Source organism: Gammaproteobacteria bacterium (assembly GCA_029880545.1).
Lineage (GTDB): Bacteria > Pseudomonadota > Gammaproteobacteria > Acidiferrobacterales > SZUA-150 > JAOUOD01.
On the sequence record JAOUOD010000002.1, the window covers coordinates 219,573 to 237,040 of the forward strand.

Annotated in this window: 16 protein-coding genes and 1 other RNA gene; 1 reads left to right on the forward strand and 16 read right to left on the reverse strand. The window is 53.9% G+C overall.

All coding sequences use genetic code 11. The annotated features are described in order from the left end of the window. The 15 genes from OEZ10_03075 to OEZ10_03145 all read right to left on the reverse strand — a co-directional run bounded on the left by OEZ10_03075 (position 1) and on the right by OEZ10_03145 (position 15,159). Positions 1-921: a D-alanine--D-alanine ligase gene (locus OEZ10_03075; protein MDH5631955.1), complete on the reverse strand. Its 921-nt coding sequence runs from the start codon at positions 919-921 to the stop codon at positions 1-3. After that, positions 914-1,819 carry a UDP-N-acetylmuramate dehydrogenase gene (murB, locus tag OEZ10_03080; GenBank protein ID MDH5631956.1) on the reverse strand — a complete coding sequence of 302 codons (906 nt, stop codon included), beginning with the start codon at positions 1,817-1,819 and terminating at the stop codon, positions 914-916. The genes OEZ10_03075 and murB overlap by 8 nt, the downstream gene beginning before the upstream one ends. After that, positions 1,816-3,219, reverse strand: coding sequence for a UDP-N-acetylmuramate--L-alanine ligase (gene murC / locus OEZ10_03085; GenBank protein ID MDH5631957.1), 1,404 nt, complete (start codon positions 3,217-3,219; stop codon positions 1,816-1,818). Before murC ends, murB begins: the two co-directional genes overlap by 4 nt. Further along, the gene (gene murG / locus OEZ10_03090; protein ID MDH5631958.1) at positions 3,212-4,303 is read right to left on the reverse strand and encodes an undecaprenyldiphospho-muramoylpentapeptide beta-N-acetylglucosaminyltransferase; all 1,092 of its coding nucleotides are present in this window, start codon (positions 4,301-4,303) and stop codon (positions 3,212-3,214) included. Before murG ends, murC begins: the two co-directional genes overlap by 8 nt. After that, the gene (gene ftsW, locus OEZ10_03095; protein ID MDH5631959.1) at positions 4,300-5,463 is read right to left on the reverse strand and encodes a putative lipid II flippase FtsW; all 1,164 of its coding nucleotides are present in this window, start codon (positions 5,461-5,463) and stop codon (positions 4,300-4,302) included. Before ftsW ends, murG begins: the two co-directional genes overlap by 4 nt. After that, on the reverse strand, positions 5,460-6,806 hold the full coding sequence (murD, locus tag OEZ10_03100) for a UDP-N-acetylmuramoyl-L-alanine--D-glutamate ligase (protein MDH5631960.1): 1,347 nt from the start codon (positions 6,804-6,806) through the stop codon (positions 5,460-5,462). Before murD ends, ftsW begins: the two co-directional genes overlap by 4 nt. A gap of 30 nt (positions 6,807-6,836) precedes the next feature. Continuing rightward, positions 6,837-7,850 carry a phospho-N-acetylmuramoyl-pentapeptide-transferase gene (gene mraY, locus OEZ10_03105; protein MDH5631961.1) on the reverse strand — a complete coding sequence of 338 codons (1,014 nt, stop codon included), beginning with the start codon at positions 7,848-7,850 and terminating at the stop codon, positions 6,837-6,839. A gap of 79 nt (positions 7,851-7,929) precedes the next feature. Continuing rightward, on the reverse strand, positions 7,930-9,273 hold the full coding sequence (locus OEZ10_03110; protein MDH5631962.1) for a UDP-N-acetylmuramoyl-tripeptide--D-alanyl-D-alanine ligase: 1,344 nt from the start codon (positions 9,271-9,273) through the stop codon (positions 7,930-7,932). Continuing rightward, on the reverse strand, positions 9,270-10,757 hold the full coding sequence (locus OEZ10_03115) for a UDP-N-acetylmuramoyl-L-alanyl-D-glutamate--2,6-diaminopimelate ligase (GenBank protein ID MDH5631963.1): 1,488 nt from the start codon (positions 10,755-10,757) through the stop codon (positions 9,270-9,272). Before OEZ10_03115 ends, OEZ10_03110 begins: the two co-directional genes overlap by 4 nt. After that, positions 10,754-12,481, reverse strand: a complete 1,728-nt coding sequence (locus OEZ10_03120) for a penicillin-binding transpeptidase domain-containing protein (protein MDH5631964.1) — start codon at positions 12,479-12,481, stop codon at positions 10,754-10,756. Before OEZ10_03120 ends, OEZ10_03115 begins: the two co-directional genes overlap by 4 nt. Continuing rightward, the gene (ftsL, locus tag OEZ10_03125) at positions 12,465-12,740 is read right to left on the reverse strand and encodes a cell division protein FtsL (GenBank protein ID MDH5631965.1); all 276 of its coding nucleotides are present in this window, start codon (positions 12,738-12,740) and stop codon (positions 12,465-12,467) included. Before ftsL ends, OEZ10_03120 begins: the two co-directional genes overlap by 17 nt. Further along, positions 12,733-13,680 carry a 16S rRNA (cytosine(1402)-N(4))-methyltransferase RsmH gene (gene rsmH, locus OEZ10_03130; protein MDH5631966.1) on the reverse strand — a complete coding sequence of 316 codons (948 nt, stop codon included), beginning with the start codon at positions 13,678-13,680 and terminating at the stop codon, positions 12,733-12,735. Before rsmH ends, ftsL begins: the two co-directional genes overlap by 8 nt. Before the next feature lie 24 nt (positions 13,681-13,704). Beyond that, positions 13,705-14,163, reverse strand: a complete 459-nt coding sequence (gene mraZ / locus OEZ10_03135; GenBank protein ID MDH5631967.1) for a division/cell wall cluster transcriptional repressor MraZ — start codon at positions 14,161-14,163, stop codon at positions 13,705-13,707. 258 nt (positions 14,164-14,421) lie between these two features. Next, positions 14,422-14,783: RNase P RNA component class A (gene rnpB / locus OEZ10_03140), an RNA gene on the reverse strand. A gap of 64 nt (positions 14,784-14,847) precedes the next feature. Then, complete coding sequence (locus tag OEZ10_03145) at positions 14,848-15,159, reverse strand: hypothetical protein (protein ID MDH5631968.1); 312 nt, start codon at positions 15,157-15,159, stop codon at positions 14,848-14,850. A 299-nt stretch (positions 15,160-15,458) separates the two neighbouring features. On the opposite strand from OEZ10_03145, the gene OEZ10_03150 reads away from it, so the two are divergent. After that, the gene (locus OEZ10_03150; protein MDH5631969.1) at positions 15,459-16,601 is read left to right on the forward strand and encodes a GGDEF domain-containing protein; all 1,143 of its coding nucleotides are present in this window, start codon (positions 15,459-15,461) and stop codon (positions 16,599-16,601) included. 2 nt (positions 16,602-16,603) lie between these two features. Here OEZ10_03150 and rsmI read toward each other — a convergent pair whose 3' ends face one another. Beyond that, on the reverse strand, positions 16,604-17,443 hold the full coding sequence (gene rsmI / locus OEZ10_03155; protein ID MDH5631970.1) for a 16S rRNA (cytidine(1402)-2'-O)-methyltransferase: 840 nt from the start codon (positions 17,441-17,443) through the stop codon (positions 16,604-16,606). Positions 17,444-17,468 lie beyond the last annotated feature (25 nt).

Here is a 17,468-nt window from a genome sequence, read left to right on the forward strand (position 1 = left end):
TCAACACGCCTTCCCGTTACTCAACGACAGTATTTTCAACACCAGCTCCCTAAAACCAATTCCGGCCTGTCTCGCGGCCATGGGAACCAGGCTATGATCAGTCATGCCCGGAACGGTATTTGCCTCAAGCACATACATCTTTTCATTCTTGTCCATCATTACATCAATTCGACCCCAGCCCTTGCACCCAAGCGCGTTGTATGCCTGTAAAGCAAGATCTTTCATTTGACTTTCCTGTTCTTCAGTCAAACCGCTGGGGCAGTGATAAAGAGTCGAATCTGCAACATACTTTGCGTCGTAGTCGTAAAACTCGTTAGGTGTCTCCACCCTGATCACCGGTAATGCTTCGTCACCCAGTATTGCGACCGTATATTCAGGCCCGTCGATAAACCGCTCGGCGATGACCTGGCTATCAAATTCACGCGCCGCTGCCCAGGCCTGGTTCAGTTCGGTGTCATTGGTGACTTTTGCCATGCCTACACTGGATCCTTCATGTGCCGGCTTGATGAACATGGGAAACCCGAGTTTTCCGGCTGCTTCAGCCAGGCCAGACTCATCACTGATTTCTTCAAACTCTGCTGTACTGACCCCTACCCCTCGCCACAACCGTTTGCTGCTCAGCTTGTCCATTGCCAGCGCTGATGCCAGCACACCACTTCCTGTGTAAGGCAAACCGGTTACTTCAAGCGCTCCCTGGATCACTCCGTCCTCGCCCCATCGACCATGCAATATGATGAATGCACGATCAAAATCACGCTGCTTCAGAATTTCCAGCACATCCCTGCCGGCATCAATGCCGTGGGCATCGACTCCCGCTTCTTTCAGCGCCTGCAACACGGCTGCACCACTTTTCAGCGATACATCCCGCTCGGCTGAGAGGCCGCCCATCAACACCGCTACCCTTCCGAATTGCTCAGTCATCTGCAGGTTCTCCGATGATTCGCACCTCAGGCTCCAGATCAATATCCTGCTCGGCCTTTACGGTATCTCTTATGTGCCCAATAAGTGCTTCAACATCAGCAGCACGGGCGTTACCGGTATTGATAATAAAGTTTGCATGTTTGTCCGATACACAGGCCTTGCCGATACAGAACCCCTTCAGGCCGCATGCCTCTATCAGGCGCGCCGCATGGTCACCGTCCGGGTTCTTGAAAACAGAACCCGCATTCGGCAACTGGGTGGGCTGTGTATCTCCTCGACGGGCAAGCAGGTTTCGTATCTCCTCTTTGGCACTACTCGACTCACCCGGTTGCAATCTCAGGTGGGCGGCTACAAACCACTCACCTTCGTGTCCACGCACCTTGCGGTAGCCGATTTCATATTCTGATGCGGGCCTTGTCCGTATGTGCCCATGCCTGTCAATGGTTTCTACACTTTCAACAATACGCCAGGTTTCACCGCCAAATGCTCCAGCATTCATGGCCAAGGCGCCGCCGACAGTACCCGGAATGCCCGCGAGAAATTCGGCGCCGACAAGGTGGTGGTTGGCGCAAAACCGCGCTACTTTCGCTCCAGCCACTCCGGATTCGGCACGCACGAGACTGCTCTCTATAACTGACAACTCGTTAAGCATTCCACTCAGGGCGATAACTGTTCCCCTGATTCCACCATCACGCACCAACAGGTTGCTGCCCAAACCAATCCAGCTCAACGACTCCGATTCCGGCAGGCTGGCGAGAAAGGTAACCAGGTCATCAAGGTCAGCCGGCTGGTAGTATTTGTCAGCCGGTCCACCAATGCGCCAACTGGTGTGGCGCGTCATGGGTTCCGCCATTTTCATGCGACCTCGCAGCTGTGATGCCTGCTTTGCCATAATCATCCGACCTCTGCTCCGTTCAGCTTCCCGGACAGCTCGGCAGCCACCTGGCCGATACTTCCTGCGCCCATGGTCAATACCAGGTCCCCATCCTGAAGCAGGTTTACGAGCACATCAGATAACTGTTCGACATCGTCAACAAATACCGGGTCTGCCTGGCCGCGAGCCCTGATCGCACGACACAATGCACGTCCGTCTGCACCGCTTTGCGGCTTCTCACCGGCAGCATAAACCTCGGTGATTACCAGGCTGGTTTCTTCTGCCAGCACCGCACTGAAGTCGTCCATCAGGTCGTGTGTTCTTGAGTAACGATGGGGCTGGAACACGGTTACAAGTCGACGCTCCTGCCAGCCTTGCCTTACAGCCTCCAGCGTCGCCCGGATTTCAGTAGGATGGTGTGCATAGTCATCAATAAACAGCACATTCTTTCCGTCTATTTCATACTCACCATTGATTTGCAGGCGTCTTCCGATGCCTGCAAATTCCTGTAAAGCCTTCTGTATCGCAACAGGTGCAACACCCAGGACATCGGCTACGGCAATGGCAGCAGTTGCATTCAGGATGTTATGCGTGCCTGGCTGGTTGATTGTGAAATTCGACCAAGCATCATTACCGGGCTTGCTTATCACAAAATGACTGCTGCGCCCGTCTCTACGAATATCCGAGATCCGGTAGTCGGCCCCCTCGGTCTCGCCATAAGTCAGAACAGGCTTGTGAATCCTGGGCAGCAACTCCCTGACAACGGTGTCGTCGTAACACAAAACCGCCATTCCGTAAAAAGGCAGGTTATGGAGAAACGCCACGAAAGTTTGTTTCAGTTTTTCAAAATCACCCTCGTAGGTGCTCATGTGATCCGCATCAACATTGGTGACCACGGCCATTAACGGGTGCAGATGAATAAAAGATGCGTCGCTCTCATCGGCCTCGGCCACGAGGTAGTCGCCCTTTCCGAGACGCGCGTTGGTACCGGCACTGTTCAGGCGCCCGCCGATCACAAACGTGGGGTCCAGGCCACCCTCGGCAAGAATGCTTGCCACAAGACTTGTAGTGCTGGTTTTGCCATGCGTACCGGCAATGGCAATTCCGCGCTGCAACTGCATTAGTTCACCCAGCATTTCTGCTCTGGGTATCACCGGTATATTGAGTGCGATGGCCTCCGCAACCTCGGGATTACTTGTATCAATCGCCGACGATACGACAACAACATCAACACCATGCACAAGGCCCGCATCGTGACCAATGTTAATGGCCGCTCCCAACCCGGAGAGACGACTCGTATTGGCGCTGGCACGCAAGTCTGATCCGCTGACGCTGAATCCCAGGTTACATAACACCTCAGCGATACCACACATGCCGACACCGCCTATACCGACAAAATGCACCTTGTTGACCCAGCTACGCATGAACCACCTCTTCACAAATTCCGGCTACCGTATCCACCGCATCGGTTACGGCCTGTGTTCGTGCCGCCTTCGCCATATTCAGCAAGACGCCACGATTTGCATCAAGCTCGGCCAGATTTCTGCTCAGCCGTTCCACGGTAAGCTCTTTCTCCTGCACAAGGATTGCCGCCTCATTTCGTACCAGGTACTCGGCGTTGGCCGTCTGGTGATCGTCAACCGCGTAAGGGTACGGCACCAACAGCGATGCGACTCCGCCTGCTGCCAGTTCGGCAACCGTCATGGCCCCGGCACGACAAATCACCAGGTCTGCCCAGCTGTAGGCTTCAGCCATGTCTTCGATGAATGCGGACAGCTCAACACTGGTTATGTTGGCGTCGTGGTAGGACTTGCGCGCCTCATCCAGCCAACGCGCGCCGCATTGATGCCAGATCTCAGGACGCTTGTCCGGCTCCATTGCAGCAATTGCCTGCGGCACAATTCGGTTCAGCGCCCGTGCTCCCTGGCTGCCACCAATAATCAACAACCTCATCCGGCCCTGGTGCTGGGCATAACGCGTATCCGGATCACTCATAGCCGCAATTTCCCTGCGCACCGGGTTACCTACATGGCGCGTGCCCGGATGTTCGGCCAACACTCCGGGAAAGCCTGTCATTACTTTTCTGGCGACAACGGACAATACCCGGTTTGTCAGGCCTGGCACGGCATTTTGCTCATGCACGAGCACGGGTATTCGCATAATCCAGGCTGCTATGGCACCGGGGCCGGATGCAAACCCACCCATTGCCAATACAAGTTGTGGTCTGTGTTGCGACAAAATCACGAACGACTGGATCACTGCGCTTCCCAGGCGAAACGGCAACAACACCCAGCGCGCAACTCCACCACCCCTTACTGATTTGATTCGGATGGCATGCAAAACAAACTTGTTGCGCGGGACAACTGCGGCCTCCAGCCCGGCCTCGGTTCCCATCCATTCAACCACAACACCCCGGTCGCGCAGGTAACGAGCCACCGCAAGGCCCGGGAACACGTGGCCACCGGTTCCGCCAGCAAGGATCATTATGCGTTTCAGTTCATGGGTCATGATGCTATCCGGTTCTCACGATCAACCATCAGAATCATACCGACGGCAAGACAACTCACAATCATGCTGCTGCCGCCATAACTCATCAGTGGCAAAGTCAGTCCCTTCGTAGGCAGCATCCCCATATTCACGCCCATGTTTATTGCTGCCTGCCAGCCGAGCAACAACGACATACCCTGGACTAGTCTTGTTGAGTACAGATCGCCACGTTGTTCGGCCAGCCTGGCTATATGAAACCCGCGAAACACAAGCACAACAAACAGGCCGATTACAAAAAGGATTCCGGAAAAACCGAGCTCTTCCGCCAACACAGCCAACAGAAAATCAGTATGCGCCGCCGGCAGGTATGCAAGCTTCTGGATGCTTGCACCCAGCCCGACACCGAACCATTCACCACGGCCAAACGCAATCAACGCCTGTACCAACTGGAACCCGGAATCAAACGGGTCTGCCCAGGGATCGAGAAAACCGGTAACGCGCTCCATGCGGTAAGGTGACAACCAGGTAAGAAGTGCCATTGACCCTGCGCCCGTCAACACAACGATCATGAAATGCAGAAAACGCACGCCGGCCAGGTACAACATGGTCATCACTGTTATCGACAACACAACCACGGTGCCGAGATCCGGCTCAAGCAGGAGCAAGGTACCAACTAGACCAAGCACCATTGACATGATGACAATTCCCGGCACGAACAATCCCAGGTCTTCCTTCTTGCGAACGACATAACCGGCAACATAAATAATCATGAACAGCTTCATGAATTCACTCGGCTGCACCCGCATCAATCCAAGATTCAGCCAACGTACGGAACCATTTACCTTGGCCCCTATTCCGGGCAGCAACACCAGGATCAGCAAGATGATTCCGGTTACCAGCAACACCGGGCTTATGCGCATCAATATCCCTGACCGGACACGACTCACTACAAACATCAGCGACAGGCCCATGAGTACGTGAATACTGTGGCGCAGCGTAAACTGGTATGTCGAACCAGCGGCGGCATCGGTTACCGACAAGGAAGCAGAAAACACCATGAGCCATCCAAGCATGATCAGCGACATGACAGAGGTAATGAAGGCCGGGTCCGCGGCAATACCGGGCTTTCGCAAACTCTTTGTTGCGCCCGGCAATGCACTGGTCACGGCATGGATCATCATCCGGCTGCTCCTTGGCCCAGGTAGGCCCTGACACACTCACCAAATACATCGCCTCGATGTTCGAAGTTCCTGAACATGTCAAAACTTGCACACGCCGGTGACAACAACACATAATCACCCGCTTCTGCATTGTCACCTGCGATCTGGACAGCCTGCTCCATTGAATCGGCTGTGACTGACGCTACAGATCCAGGTACGGCATCGCGGATAATTTGCGCATCGCGCCCGATCAAGACAAGCAGCTTGACCCGGCCGGGCATGGCAACACCAAACGGCCGGAAGTCCGCATCCTTTCCTTCGCCACCGGCAATCAGAATTACCGGCCCGCTCAATCCCTGCAAAGCTGCGATTGCAGCACCAACATTGGTCGCCTTGGAGTCATTGATCCACTTCACGCCACCGGATTCGGCCACCAGTTCAGATCGATGACGCAAGCCGGTAAACGACTTCAATACGGTCCGAACCACGTCAACGGGAATGGCAAATGGTTCAACAAGAGACAGGGCTGCCATCACATTGGTCATATTGTGATTGCCCACCAGGCCTATATCCGCGATTCTGGCTACTTGCTCATTACCCCTGACGATCCATTCAGACGATTCGTCAATACCGTAATCCTCAGCTCGTCGCGGCCGGTCAAACCCGAACGACCGCGCACCGGCATACCCAACAGCCATTGCCGCTACAACAGAATCTTCGCGGTTATAAACCACGTGACCGCATTGACGATATATAATCGCCTTGCTGTCGGCATAATCATCAAGATCGTTGTAACGATCCATGTGGTCTTCGCTGATATTCAGCACTACGGCACTGGCAGCTGCCAGGCTGGCTGTCGTTTCAAGCTGAAAACTCGACAGCTCCAGGACATAGACATCAGCCTCAGGCTCATCAAGCATTTCCAGCACCGGTCGACCGATATTTCCACCAACCGGCGCATTCATCCCGGCACCCCGACATAATTCACCGACCAGGCTGGTAACAGTGCTCTTGCCGTTGGATCCGGTTATCGCAATTACCGGCGCCTTGACCTCACGCGCAAACAGTTCGATATCGCCGACAATATCTGCACCTCTTGCACGGGCTTGCTCGATAACTGGCTGCCTGATGCTTACACCGGGACTGACCACGAGCATGTCAGCAGCGTCAAACCATTCAGTCCTGAATTCACCGCCGCGGAATTCCACATCCGCGTATTCCTGTTTCAACCTGGCCAGCGCTGGTGGCAACTCGCGACTGTCAACAACGCTGACTGAATAGCCACGCGCGTGCAGGTAGCGTACACAGGACAACCCGGTTGCACCCAGCCCTACTACCACCGCATTCCTGTTGTTGTCAGTCATTGCATATTCCCGCGATAACATGTTTTCGTATTACCGAATCTTCAGCGTTGCCAGCCCGGCCAACACAAGCATGAAGGTAATGATCCAGAATCGAACAATTACCCTCGGCTCCGGCCAGCCCTTTAGTTCGAAATGATGATGCAAAGGCGCCATGCGAAAAACGCGCTTGCCAATAAGCTTGAACGACGCCACCTGTATGATTACCGATATCGTCTCCATGACAAACACACCGCCCATGATGAACAGGACCAGCTCCTGCCTCACGACTACCGCTACAACACCCAAGGCTGCGCCAAGAGCCAATGCTCCGATGTCGCCCATGAATACCATCGCCGGGTAAGTGTTGAACCAGAGAAACCCAAGCCCGGCACCGATAATCGCCGCGCAAAAAACCAGGACTTCACCAGAGCCCGCGATATAGGGTATGGAAAGGTATTCGGCAAATTTGATGTTTCCGGTTACGTAGGCAAATATTGCGAGGCCTGCCGCAACCATCACCGTAGGAAGTATTGCCAGTCCGTCCAGGCCATCTGTCAGGTTCACGGCATTACTCGACCCTACGATTACCAGGTAGGTAAACAGAACGAAAAATGGCCCGAGATCCAGTGCGATATTCTTGAAAAATGGAACGATAAGCTGGGTTTCCGCCGGTACTTTTGCCATGTAATACAATGCCAGTGCTGCACCGACACCAAATACTGTTTGCCAGAAATACTTGTTCCGGGCGCCAATTCCCCGCGGGTCCTTGTTAACCAGCTTCTTGTAGTCATCAACCCAACCGATCACGCCAAATGCCATTGTTGTCAGCAGCACGATCCAGACAAAACGATTGGTCAAGTCCGCCCACAGCAACGTGGAAATACCGATGGAGACCAGGATCAACGCGCCACCCATGGTTGGCGTCCCAGCCTTCTTCAGGTGCGTTTCCGGGCCATCATCACGGACTGTCTGCCCGATCTGGTAATGACTCAGCCACCGGATCATTGACGGGCCAATTACCAGCGTTATTGTCAAGGCCGTGATAACACCAAGAATGCCGCGCATGGTCAGGTAACGAAAGACATTGAAAAAGCTTATGTCTTCCGCCAGAACGTCAAAAAGATAGTAGAGCACGTCGCTCCTCCTAACTCTTGTTCACGTTTGTAATACCGGAAACCACTGTTTCCATTTTCATCAACCTTGAGCCCTTTACCAGCACAGTTGCATCCGAATGCAGGCAATCAATCAAATCCTCAACCAGGCTGTCTGCATCCTGGTAATGTCTCGCTGACGCGCCGTAGCCGGCGGCAGCGTGTTGCGCAAGATTACCGATAACAAACAGGCGGCTAACACCTACACGCTTTGCCAGTTCGCCAACACGCCGATGTATCATCGGGCCGGCATCACCCAGTTCACCCATGTCGCCCAGAACAAGAATGGTTTCACCGCCGGTATTCTTCAGAACTTCGAGTCCTGCGGATACTGATGCAGGGTTGGCGTTATAGGTGTCATCAATCACCCTGGCGCCGTTGATTCCCTGCTTCGTTTCCAGGCGACCGGAAACCGCGCGCAGTTTCTCGAGACCGGCCCGTACATCTTCCAGTGTTGCCCCGGCTGCAATAGATGCAGCACTGGCTGCCATTGCATTCAATACATTGTGTTTACCCAGTATGGACAAGCGCATATCGATTTTCCCCTGGTTGGTTATCAAGTGAATGTCACTGCAGTCACCATGCAGTTTGTACTCACAACGAACATCAGCCTCGTACTCAAGACCGAAACTCACAATTGGACGCCCTTCTGCCATTTCCACCCATAACCCGGCATAGGTATCGTCTGCATTAATAATTGCCACTCCATCCCTGGGCAGCCCGGAAAGGATTTCACCCTTGGCGTGAGCCACGGCCTCAACCGAACCCAGTCCTTCCAGGTGAGCTTCCGCAGCGTTTGTAATAACTGCGATATTCGGCTTCGCCATTGTCGTCAGGTAATAGATCTCACCGGTATGGTTCATACCCATTTCGATGACGGCATACTGGTCATGTTCCCGCATTCTTAACAGTGTCAACGGGACCCCTAGGTCATTGTTCAGGTTTCCCCTGGTGGACAGGCCCGTGTGACGAATACCCATGATGGACGCGATCATTTCCTTAACCGTGGTCTTGCCATTGCTCCCGGTAACACCTATGACCGGGTACGCAAACCGGGTACGCCACTCCGCGCCAAGATCACCAAGCGCAATACGGGTATCCTCTACCTCAATAAGTGGCGCATTCACCTCCAGCGCACGGCTTACAACGGCAGCCGTCGCCCCCGCATTCAATGCCCCGGTAACAAAGTTGTGCCCGTCAAATCGAGGCCCCTTCACGGCAAAATAAACGTCACCTGGCGACAATGTCCTTGTATCAATACTGACGCCCGTGAACTCCCCGTCCGCTCCGGACAGTGTTCCATTCATGGCTTTGGCAGCAGCTGACAAGGTCATCACACCGCCACCTCCAGCAACCGCTCCACGGTTTCCCGATCACTGTAAAAGTTTCGTTCGCCAGCTACTTCCTGGTAGGTTTCGTGCCCCTTGCCTGCAACCAGTACGATGTCGCCAGGGTTAGCGGCAGAGATGGCTGTACTGATTGCCTGTTCACGGGGCTGAATCACTTCGGCTTGTCCACTGAGGCCGGCGAGTATGTCTTCAATAATACTCTTGGCGTTTTCAAATCGAGGATTGTCATCAGTCAACACAACCCGGTCAGCTACGCGGCCCGCAATTTCTCCCATCAAGGGTCGCTTGCCCTTGTCACGATCACCGCCACAACCGAAAACACACCACACCTCTCCAGAGACATGTTCACGCAGTGCCTGCAATGCTTTTTCAAGTGCATCCGGCGTATGCGCGTAATCGACAACAACAACCGGTGAATCCGGTCCATGGAAGATTTCCATACGCCCGGCTGCCGGCTTGAGTGCAGACAATACCGCGGGCAAGGATGACAATGGCCTGCCAATACACAAAAGAATTGCCACAACCGCCAGTACATTCGACGCATTGAAACGTCCCAGCATATTGCAGGATACGTCGATCTCGTCGTCGCCATGGCCAATGGTCATGTCAAACCCGTCTTTGCGGACACGGTAATGACGAACGCAAACACGGGCATGATCAAATCCATAGGTCAGCAATTGTTCCGGATGATTATGATCCCGCGCCAGGAAAGCCTGGGCTATTTGCTCACTAAATTCGTCTTCCTCGTTGACGATGGCACAATCCAGTTCCGGGTAGTGGAACAGGCTCTGCTTGGCGCGCCCGTAACGCTCCATGCTGCCGTGGTAATCGAGATGATCTCTACTGAGATTGGTGAACACGGCAATATCAAAATCGACTGCGCTGACACGACCCTGGTCGAGCGCATGTGACGACACTTCCATACACACATGACTGCAGCCATCATCCCGAAACTTCGCGAGCACCCTGTGAACACTGATCACGTCCGGAGTGGTGTGGCCGCTGTCTTCAAGATTACCGGGATAACCGATTCCCATTGTACCGATCAATCCGCAACGCTCTCCACAGTTATTCAACGCCTGGGATGTCAAATAGGTACAGGTTGTTTTGCCATTGGTTCCGGTAACACCAATGATTTTCATGTCCCGTGAAGGTGAGCGATAGAACCTGTCTGCCAGCATACCCAGCTGGTCTCGCAGCTGCCGCACAACAACTACCGGCATGTCTTTCAATTCTGGCCGCTCTTCTTCAGTCAGAACGGCAACGGCACCGCGCTCAAGCGCGGTTTCGATATAGTCGTGACCGTCAGTCGCCATGCCCTTTATCGCGACGAATAAATAGCCTGGTTCAACGCGGCGACTGTCCATTGTCATCCCGCAGAACCCTACATCGACAAAGGCGCTGACCACGTCAACGCCATGTAACAACTCGGACAATCTGGAATAATAGACCTGATGGCTCGGGGTCGTCATGTTGCTCCCCCTGATCCGGCGCGCGCCCAGCGCTTTTCGACTACAGGCGCATCCGGCGCAACATTAAGAATGCGCATTGCGCCTGACATCACCTTGCCAAATACCGGGGCAGCAACCTGGCCGCCAAAATACTTGCCTTGCGGATCATCGATCATCACAACCATTACCAGTCGCGGATCCGACGCTGGAATCATTCCGGCAAACAGGGACAGGTACCGGTCATCAGCATACTCACCATTTACCAGCTTGTGCACGGTTCCGGTTTTTCCTGCAACCCGGTAATGACGCACCTGTGCTGCAGCACCTGTACCGTCGTCACCAGCAGCCAGTTCGAGCATACTTCGCATCTGTCGCGCAGTTTGTACGGACATGACTCTTCTTGGCCTGGCTTCGGCAAGCGGCAATACTGACAGCGGCGTTAACATGCCGTCATTGGCAAACGCAGTATAGGCACGCGCCAATTGCAAGGCGGTAACGGACAAGCCGTAACCAAACGACATCACGGCCTGGTCTATTTTTACCCAGCGCTCGGCCTTCGGCAGGTTCCCATCAACCTCGCCCGGAAGATTGATCCCGGTAAGCTCACCAAAACCCGCGCCTGCAAAAAAATCCCGCATCACCTCACGGTTCATGGCCAGTGCAATTCTTGCAGCACCGACGTTGCTGGATTTCTGTATTACCCCGGCAACACTCAGCATGCCATTTTTGTGTTCATCACGAATGGTTGCCGCACCCACTTTCACGACTCCCGGCGTGGTATCGATACGAGAGCCTGGCGTATACAGGCCAGACTCCAGGGCGGCGGCGACAGTAAATGGTTTTACCGTTGAACCCGGTTCAAATACATCGGTCACTGCCCGGTTGCGGAAATTGTTACTGCGAAGATCCAGGCGATTATTGGGATTGAAGTCCGGCGCATTGGCCATTGCCAGTATCTCACCGGTTTTTGCATCCAGAATAACGGCTGAACCACCACGCGCCTTGTGCCGCAACACGGTCTCCGTCAGCTCACGATAAACTAGATACTGCAGGCGGCGATCCAGGCTGATTCGCATATCGCTGCCAGGAATAGCGCGCTGAATCTGATCAACACTTTCTACAGCCTTTCCATGCCTGTCCTTGAATACCTGGACTTTTCCAGGTTGCGCCGCCAGCCTGTCATTGAAGACCAGTTCAATTCCCTCCTGCCCCTGGTCATCAATATTGGTAAACCCGAGAACATGGCCTGTCACGGCTCCGGTCGGGTAGTAACGCCTGTATTCACGCAACAGGGAAACGCCTGGCACGTTTAGTTGGCTGACATGCTCGGCGACGTCCGGCGTTACATGTCGCTTAAGGTACAGGAATTCACGATCTCGATTCTGTCGAACCAGTCGTGCGACCTGGGCTTCGCTGATATCAAGTACGTGCGCCAGAGACGACCATTGGCTGCGCGCCTCGACAAACATTCCCGGTTGCACCCATACGGAATCCACCGGCGTGCTTACGGCCAGAGGTGCTCCGTTACGGTCCATAATCATTCCGCGCACCGCGTTTTCCTTGACTACCCTCAAGTGGCGGGCATTGCCCTGCTTTACGAGAAACTCTGCATTCATAACCTGCAGAAACACTGCCCTGCCGGTCAGAATAGCCATAACGATAATAAAACTTGTCAAGACAACACGACGACGCAAACCAAATGCCGCTGGCTTCACGACCCTGATCTTGTTATTTCGTGCTGTCATTTGTCTCTCGCTCGATAATCCGGACCTGCTGCGGCCCCGGCAAAGCCATCCCCATTCGTTTCTGCGCCGCCGCTTCCACCCGCTGGTGGCGTGACCACGCTCCTTCTTCCAGTAACAGTTTTCCCCATTCTGTATTCAACATGTCGCGCTCTGCACGCAACGCCTGCAACTCGCCAAAATTCATCCGGCTCTGGTGTCGCATGCCTATCACCGCCACGGCTGAGGCAAGGATTAGCACAACCAGAATGCTGCTACGCATAGGCTGCAGTCGTTCTTTGGGCAATCCGCAACACCGCGCTACGTGCCCGCGGATTTCTGTCACACTCAGCGGTCCCGGCCTTTTGTGCCTTACCGATTCTGCGCAATACCGGTTCCGGCAAACTGTCTTCGGTAACCGGCAGATCGGGTGGCAGGTTTCCTCGCTTCTCCAGGCCGGAAACAAATCGCTTCACCATGCGATCTTCCAGTGAATGAAAACTGATAATGGCAAGGCGACCACCCGCCTTGAGCGAACGCACGCACTGGGGTAGCACTGCCTCAATCTCTTCAAGCTCACGATTCACGGCGATACGGATAGCCTGGAAACTGCGAGTAGCCGGATCCTTCTTGCGCTCCCGGGTCGGCACAGCTTCGGCAATCAAGCCGGCCAATTGTGCTGTTGTTGTGATCGGGCTGTCTTCTCGCTCACGAACAATCGTCCGGGCAATTCGTTTGGCAAACCGTTCTTCGCCATATTCTTTCAATACCCGCACCAACTCCTGTTCAGATACGGAAGCCAGCCAATCGGCAGCACTCATGCCTTGCGTCGTGTCCATGCGCATATCCAGTGGACCGTCGTTACGAAAACTGAACCCGCGGCTGGCATCATCCAGCTGAGGTGACGACACACCCAGGTCCAGGAGAATCCCGTCCAGCTGTCGATGCCAACCCTGTTCCATTACTGTTTGCTCAAGCATGGAAAATGACCTGCCAATAAATTTGAACCTTTCGTCGGCAGCAAAATGGGATGTCGCCCATTGCCCGGCTTGCGGGTCCCTGTCCAGGGCAAGCAAGCGGCCTCGATCATCAAGCTGGTCAAGAATGGCGCGGCTGTGACCGCCGCGGCCGAATGTTCCGTCCACGTAGCGACCATCGGGCCTGATAGCCAGGCCTTCGATGCAGGCGTCAAGCAGTACCGGTAGATGCGAGTGCTCATTCACGCTCCAGGTCCCGACACGTCACGATTAAAGGGAAATGGAACTGAGTTCAGGCGGCATATCGCCATCATCATCGTCCCCCTCCTCCAGCCAGGCAGCTCGCCGGGCTGACCAGGTCTCCTCGGACCAGATTTCAAACTTGTTACCCTGACCAATTAATACCGCCGACTTGTCCAAACCGGCGAAATCCCGCAATGGCGCCGGCAACAGGATTCGGCCATTGCCATCCAGCTCACACTCGATGGCATGCCCGATCAGCAAGCGTTGCAGGCGACGAACTGACTTGCTCAAACTCGGCAACTTGACCAACTTTCGTTCAATGTCTTCCCAGTCAGGCAAGGGATACAGCAACAAGCAGTTCTCACGACTATCAACAGTAAGTACCAACTGACCCTGACAGCGGGCCACTAAGGCATCGCGATGGCGCGTGGGTATCGCCAATCGACCCTTGCTATCGAGGTTTAAGTTATTGACTCCGCGAAACATTTTTTCCCACTTGGCTCCTAGTTAGCCCACTGGTTCCCACAAATTCCCACCATTTCACACTATAGTGGCCCTACCAATACACTGTCAAGACAATTTTTTGTTTGAAAATCAATATGTTCGCCTAAAAAGTCAGGCAAAAGCGGAGGCTGGATTGGCGGAAGACCTGGAACAAACACAGAATGTTTGTTGGCGCTAACAAACTAACCACGCCAAAGAAAAAGCCCATAAACTGGGCTTATAAAAGGATGTAGTAAATAAAAAGGTAGTCAGCCGATAAGCCGGGTTCTGTCGTGGACAGTCATTCATCTGGGATTTGCGTCGCCACAAACCTCAAGCAGCCTACCCGGGTGCAGCGCGGGCCGCGCCATTGCACCCCTATTTGGCCTTGCTCCGGGTGGGGTTTTCCATCGCCACCGCATGTTGCCACCGGCGCGGTGCGCTCTTACCGCACCATTTCACCCTTACCTGTGCGCTGACTGTCGCCAGCGCCATCGGCGGTATACTTTCTGTTGCACTTTCCGTCGACTCACGCCGCCCAGGCGTTACCTGGCACCCTGCCCTGTGGAGCCCGGACTTTCCTCCCGCGCGTAGAACGCACGAGCGACTGTCTGGCTGACTACCGCCACTATTATATAGTGTCCTGAATGGTCTTGCCGAGAATTCAGAAGCTGGGTGGCACAAACACTAGACGATTAACATCAAAAACAGTGCGGCGATCAGGAAACCTGCAACAATACCAAGCCATCGTGGAATTTTGCGGTAGGTCTCGCGCTGACCTTCAGCCATTGCCAACATTTGCGCCGCCATTGCTTGCGGATCTGATTTCATTTCCCGGCCCGCAGCCTCTGCTTCTTTCTTGTCCTTTAGGTACTTGCGGCCAAATGCCAGGCACTCCGGGCATTGCGGAACATGTTGCTTTAGTGCGGGGTTTTTCAGTTCACCACGAATAATGAGCCGACGAATATCTGTGCACGTAAAAACAGGGGAACCAGGCATTGTCCTATCCAGGTAGATGTTGTTTCCTGATCGGCCAAGTGTACCCAAGTCCAGGGCATCAACAAAGGGGTGCCGGACTTCCGCTGGCGCCAACAGGTTTTTCCCTGTACTGCCCAGGCCGGCCGTGCCCGGTCCTATGACAACTTGTGCGGATATCCATATACCAATCACAGGGCCCTGATGCGTAGCCGCTCCCCAGCCCCACTAAAGTCTCTGCAAACAAATACCGATAAATCTAGAGCTTCGAAACAGGAAACAAGGACGGGGTACGCTTCCCCTGCTCAGGGCCAAGGAACAGCATGAAACGAATCAGCCAGACGTTGCTCGAGCAACTGCAAATTTCGGAAATCGATATTCAACATCGCAAACAATTGCTGAGCCTGGAGGACTCCGACCTTCAGACACTGAGCAAATATCGGTATGTTATTGAAAATAACATCGACAAGATTGTCGACGAATTCTACGAGCATCAGACTGAAATAGACGAGGCTGCCCTTCTCATTGGCGATCTGGATACGCTAAAGCGACTGAGGGCGGCAATGCGAAAATATATACTTTCGCTGTTTGGCGGCTACTACGATGCCAACTATGTCAATAACCGGTTGCGTATCGGTATGGTTCACAAGCGTATCGGTGTTGAGCCAAAACTCTATATCGCCGGCCTTAACAAGCTGAAGGAAATTATCATCGAACAGTTTGAAAAGGAAATTCCGGAAGAAAATACTCGCGACACACTGGCACGACTGTTCTCAAGATTGTTGTCATTCGATACTACGCTGGTATTTGATACCTACATACGAAGCCTGGTAGAAGAAATCAAGAATGCCCGGCAAAAAACCGCGGATTACGCAGAAAGCCTGGAAAAGAAAGTTCAGGAAAGAACCCAGCAACTAGAAGAGCTGGTCCAACGTGACCCATTGACCGGGCTGTATAATCGGCGCGCAATGAAAACAATGCTGCGCTACGAACTTTCTCGTTCCAAACGATCTGACGAACCGGTTTCAGCGATATATTTCGATGTGGATAATTTCAAACAAATTAATGATCAGCTTGGTCACCAGACCGGTGATGAAGTTCTCAGCCATATCGGCCTGGTATTGCTGGAATCAGTTCGCGAAACCGACATCCCATGCCGCTATGGTGGGGATGAGTTTTGTATTATTCTGGGGAACTGCGACGTACAGAATGCCGTTGAGGTTTGTAACAAGATTCTGAATGGATTTAACAACAAATATCCTGATTTCTCTCTGAGCATAGGTATCGCCCAGACCGGTCCGGATGAATATGTCGACGATGATCACCTGATTGCTGCTGCCGACAAATGCATGTATGAAGCGAAGCAGAGTCCCGGTTCACAAATCAACTTCTCACTCAGTGATACCGCCCCTGAGAGCGAAGCCACACGCCGTGCCAATACCAAAACAGCAAACCGGGGCGGCTGACCTCAGTCACGTGAATGCAGGGCCAGGTCATAAAGCAGGTTGCGACTGACACCGGTAACTTCGCTCGCCAGCCTCGCAGCTTTTTTGACAGGCAACTCCTGCAACAACAGCTTCAACACCCGTTCAGCCTCCGGCGTCATCCCCAACACATCCGGCGAATGGCCTGCTACAACCAGGACAATCTCACCTCGCCTCTGGTTCGGATCATCAGTAACAATCCTGGCCAACAATTCAAGGCTGCCGTCGATAATAGTTTCATGAATCTTGGTGAGCTCCCGGGCCAGGGTTGCCTGCCTGCCCTCCCCGAAAATCGCTGCCATATCTGCCAGCGCTCCCTCTATGCGGTGTGGACTTTCGTAGAAAATGAGAGTTGCAGTTTCGCCGGCCAATTCATGCAGCCGTTTTTGCCTGGCACCGGTTTTATGCGGCAGAAACCCTTCAAAAAAGAACCGATCGCTGGGCAGACCGGCAACACTGAGTGCAGCAATGGCCGCGCTCGGGCCGGGGATCGGGCTGACCGTTATTCCTGCCTCCCGGGCTGCCCGAACCAGGATAAATCCCGGGTCTGAAATCAGCGGGGTTCCCGCGTCGCTTATCAGGGCAATGGCTTCACCGCCGCGCAGGCGATCCACCAGCCCGGCACTACGATCGCGCTCGTTGTGCTCATGAACTGAAATCAGGGGCTTCTGAATACCAAATCGGCTGAGCATTTGTGCGCTATGGCGCGTATCCTCTACGGCAATGCAGTCAACCTCGGCGAGCGTTTTTTGCGCCCGAACGGATAAATCGTCCAGGTTGCCTATCGGCGTTGCCACTACGTACAGCCGCCCGCGGTTTGACACAACAACGCCCCCTTACGATACTCTC

Bases quoted from the DNA above. Each gene is read 5' to 3' on its own strand.
- OEZ10_03075 (MDH5631955.1), bottom strand. From the start codon at position 921: ATGACTGAGCAATTCGGAAGGGTAGCGGTGTTGATGGGCGGCCTCTCA.
- murB (MDH5631956.1), bottom strand. From the start codon at position 1,819: ATGATTATGGCAAAGCAGGCATCACAGCTGCGAGGTCGCATGAAAATG.
- murC (MDH5631957.1), bottom strand. From the start codon at position 3,219: ATGCGTAGCTGGGTCAACAAGGTGCATTTTGTCGGTATAGGCGGTGTC.
- murG (MDH5631958.1), bottom strand. From the start codon at position 4,303: ATGACCCATGAACTGAAACGCATAATGATCCTTGCTGGCGGAACCGGT.
- ftsW (MDH5631959.1), bottom strand. From the start codon at position 5,463: ATGATGATCCATGCCGTGACCAGTGCATTGCCGGGCGCAACAAAGAGT.
- murD (MDH5631960.1), bottom strand. From the start codon at position 6,806: ATGACTGACAACAACAGGAATGCGGTGGTAGTAGGGCTGGGTGCAACC.
- mraY (MDH5631961.1), bottom strand. From the start codon at position 7,850: ATGCGCGGCATTCTTGGTGTTATCACGGCCTTGACAATAACGCTGGTA.
- OEZ10_03115 (MDH5631963.1), bottom strand. From the start codon at position 10,757: ATGACGACCCCGAGCCATCAGGTCTATTATTCCAGATTGTCCGAGTTG.
- OEZ10_03120 (MDH5631964.1), bottom strand. From the start codon at position 12,481: ATGACAGCACGAAATAACAAGATCAGGGTCGTGAAGCCAGCGGCATTT.
- ftsL (MDH5631965.1), bottom strand. From the start codon at position 12,740: ATGCGTAGCAGCATTCTGGTTGTGCTAATCCTTGCCTCAGCCGTGGCG.
- mraZ (MDH5631967.1), bottom strand. From the start codon at position 14,163: ATGTTTCGCGGAGTCAATAACTTAAACCTCGATAGCAAGGGTCGATTG.
- OEZ10_03145 (MDH5631968.1), bottom strand. From the start codon at position 15,159: ATGCCTGGTTCCCCTGTTTTTACGTGCACAGATATTCGTCGGCTCATT.
- OEZ10_03150 (MDH5631969.1), top strand. From the start codon at position 15,459: ATGAAACGAATCAGCCAGACGTTGCTCGAGCAACTGCAAATTTCGGAA.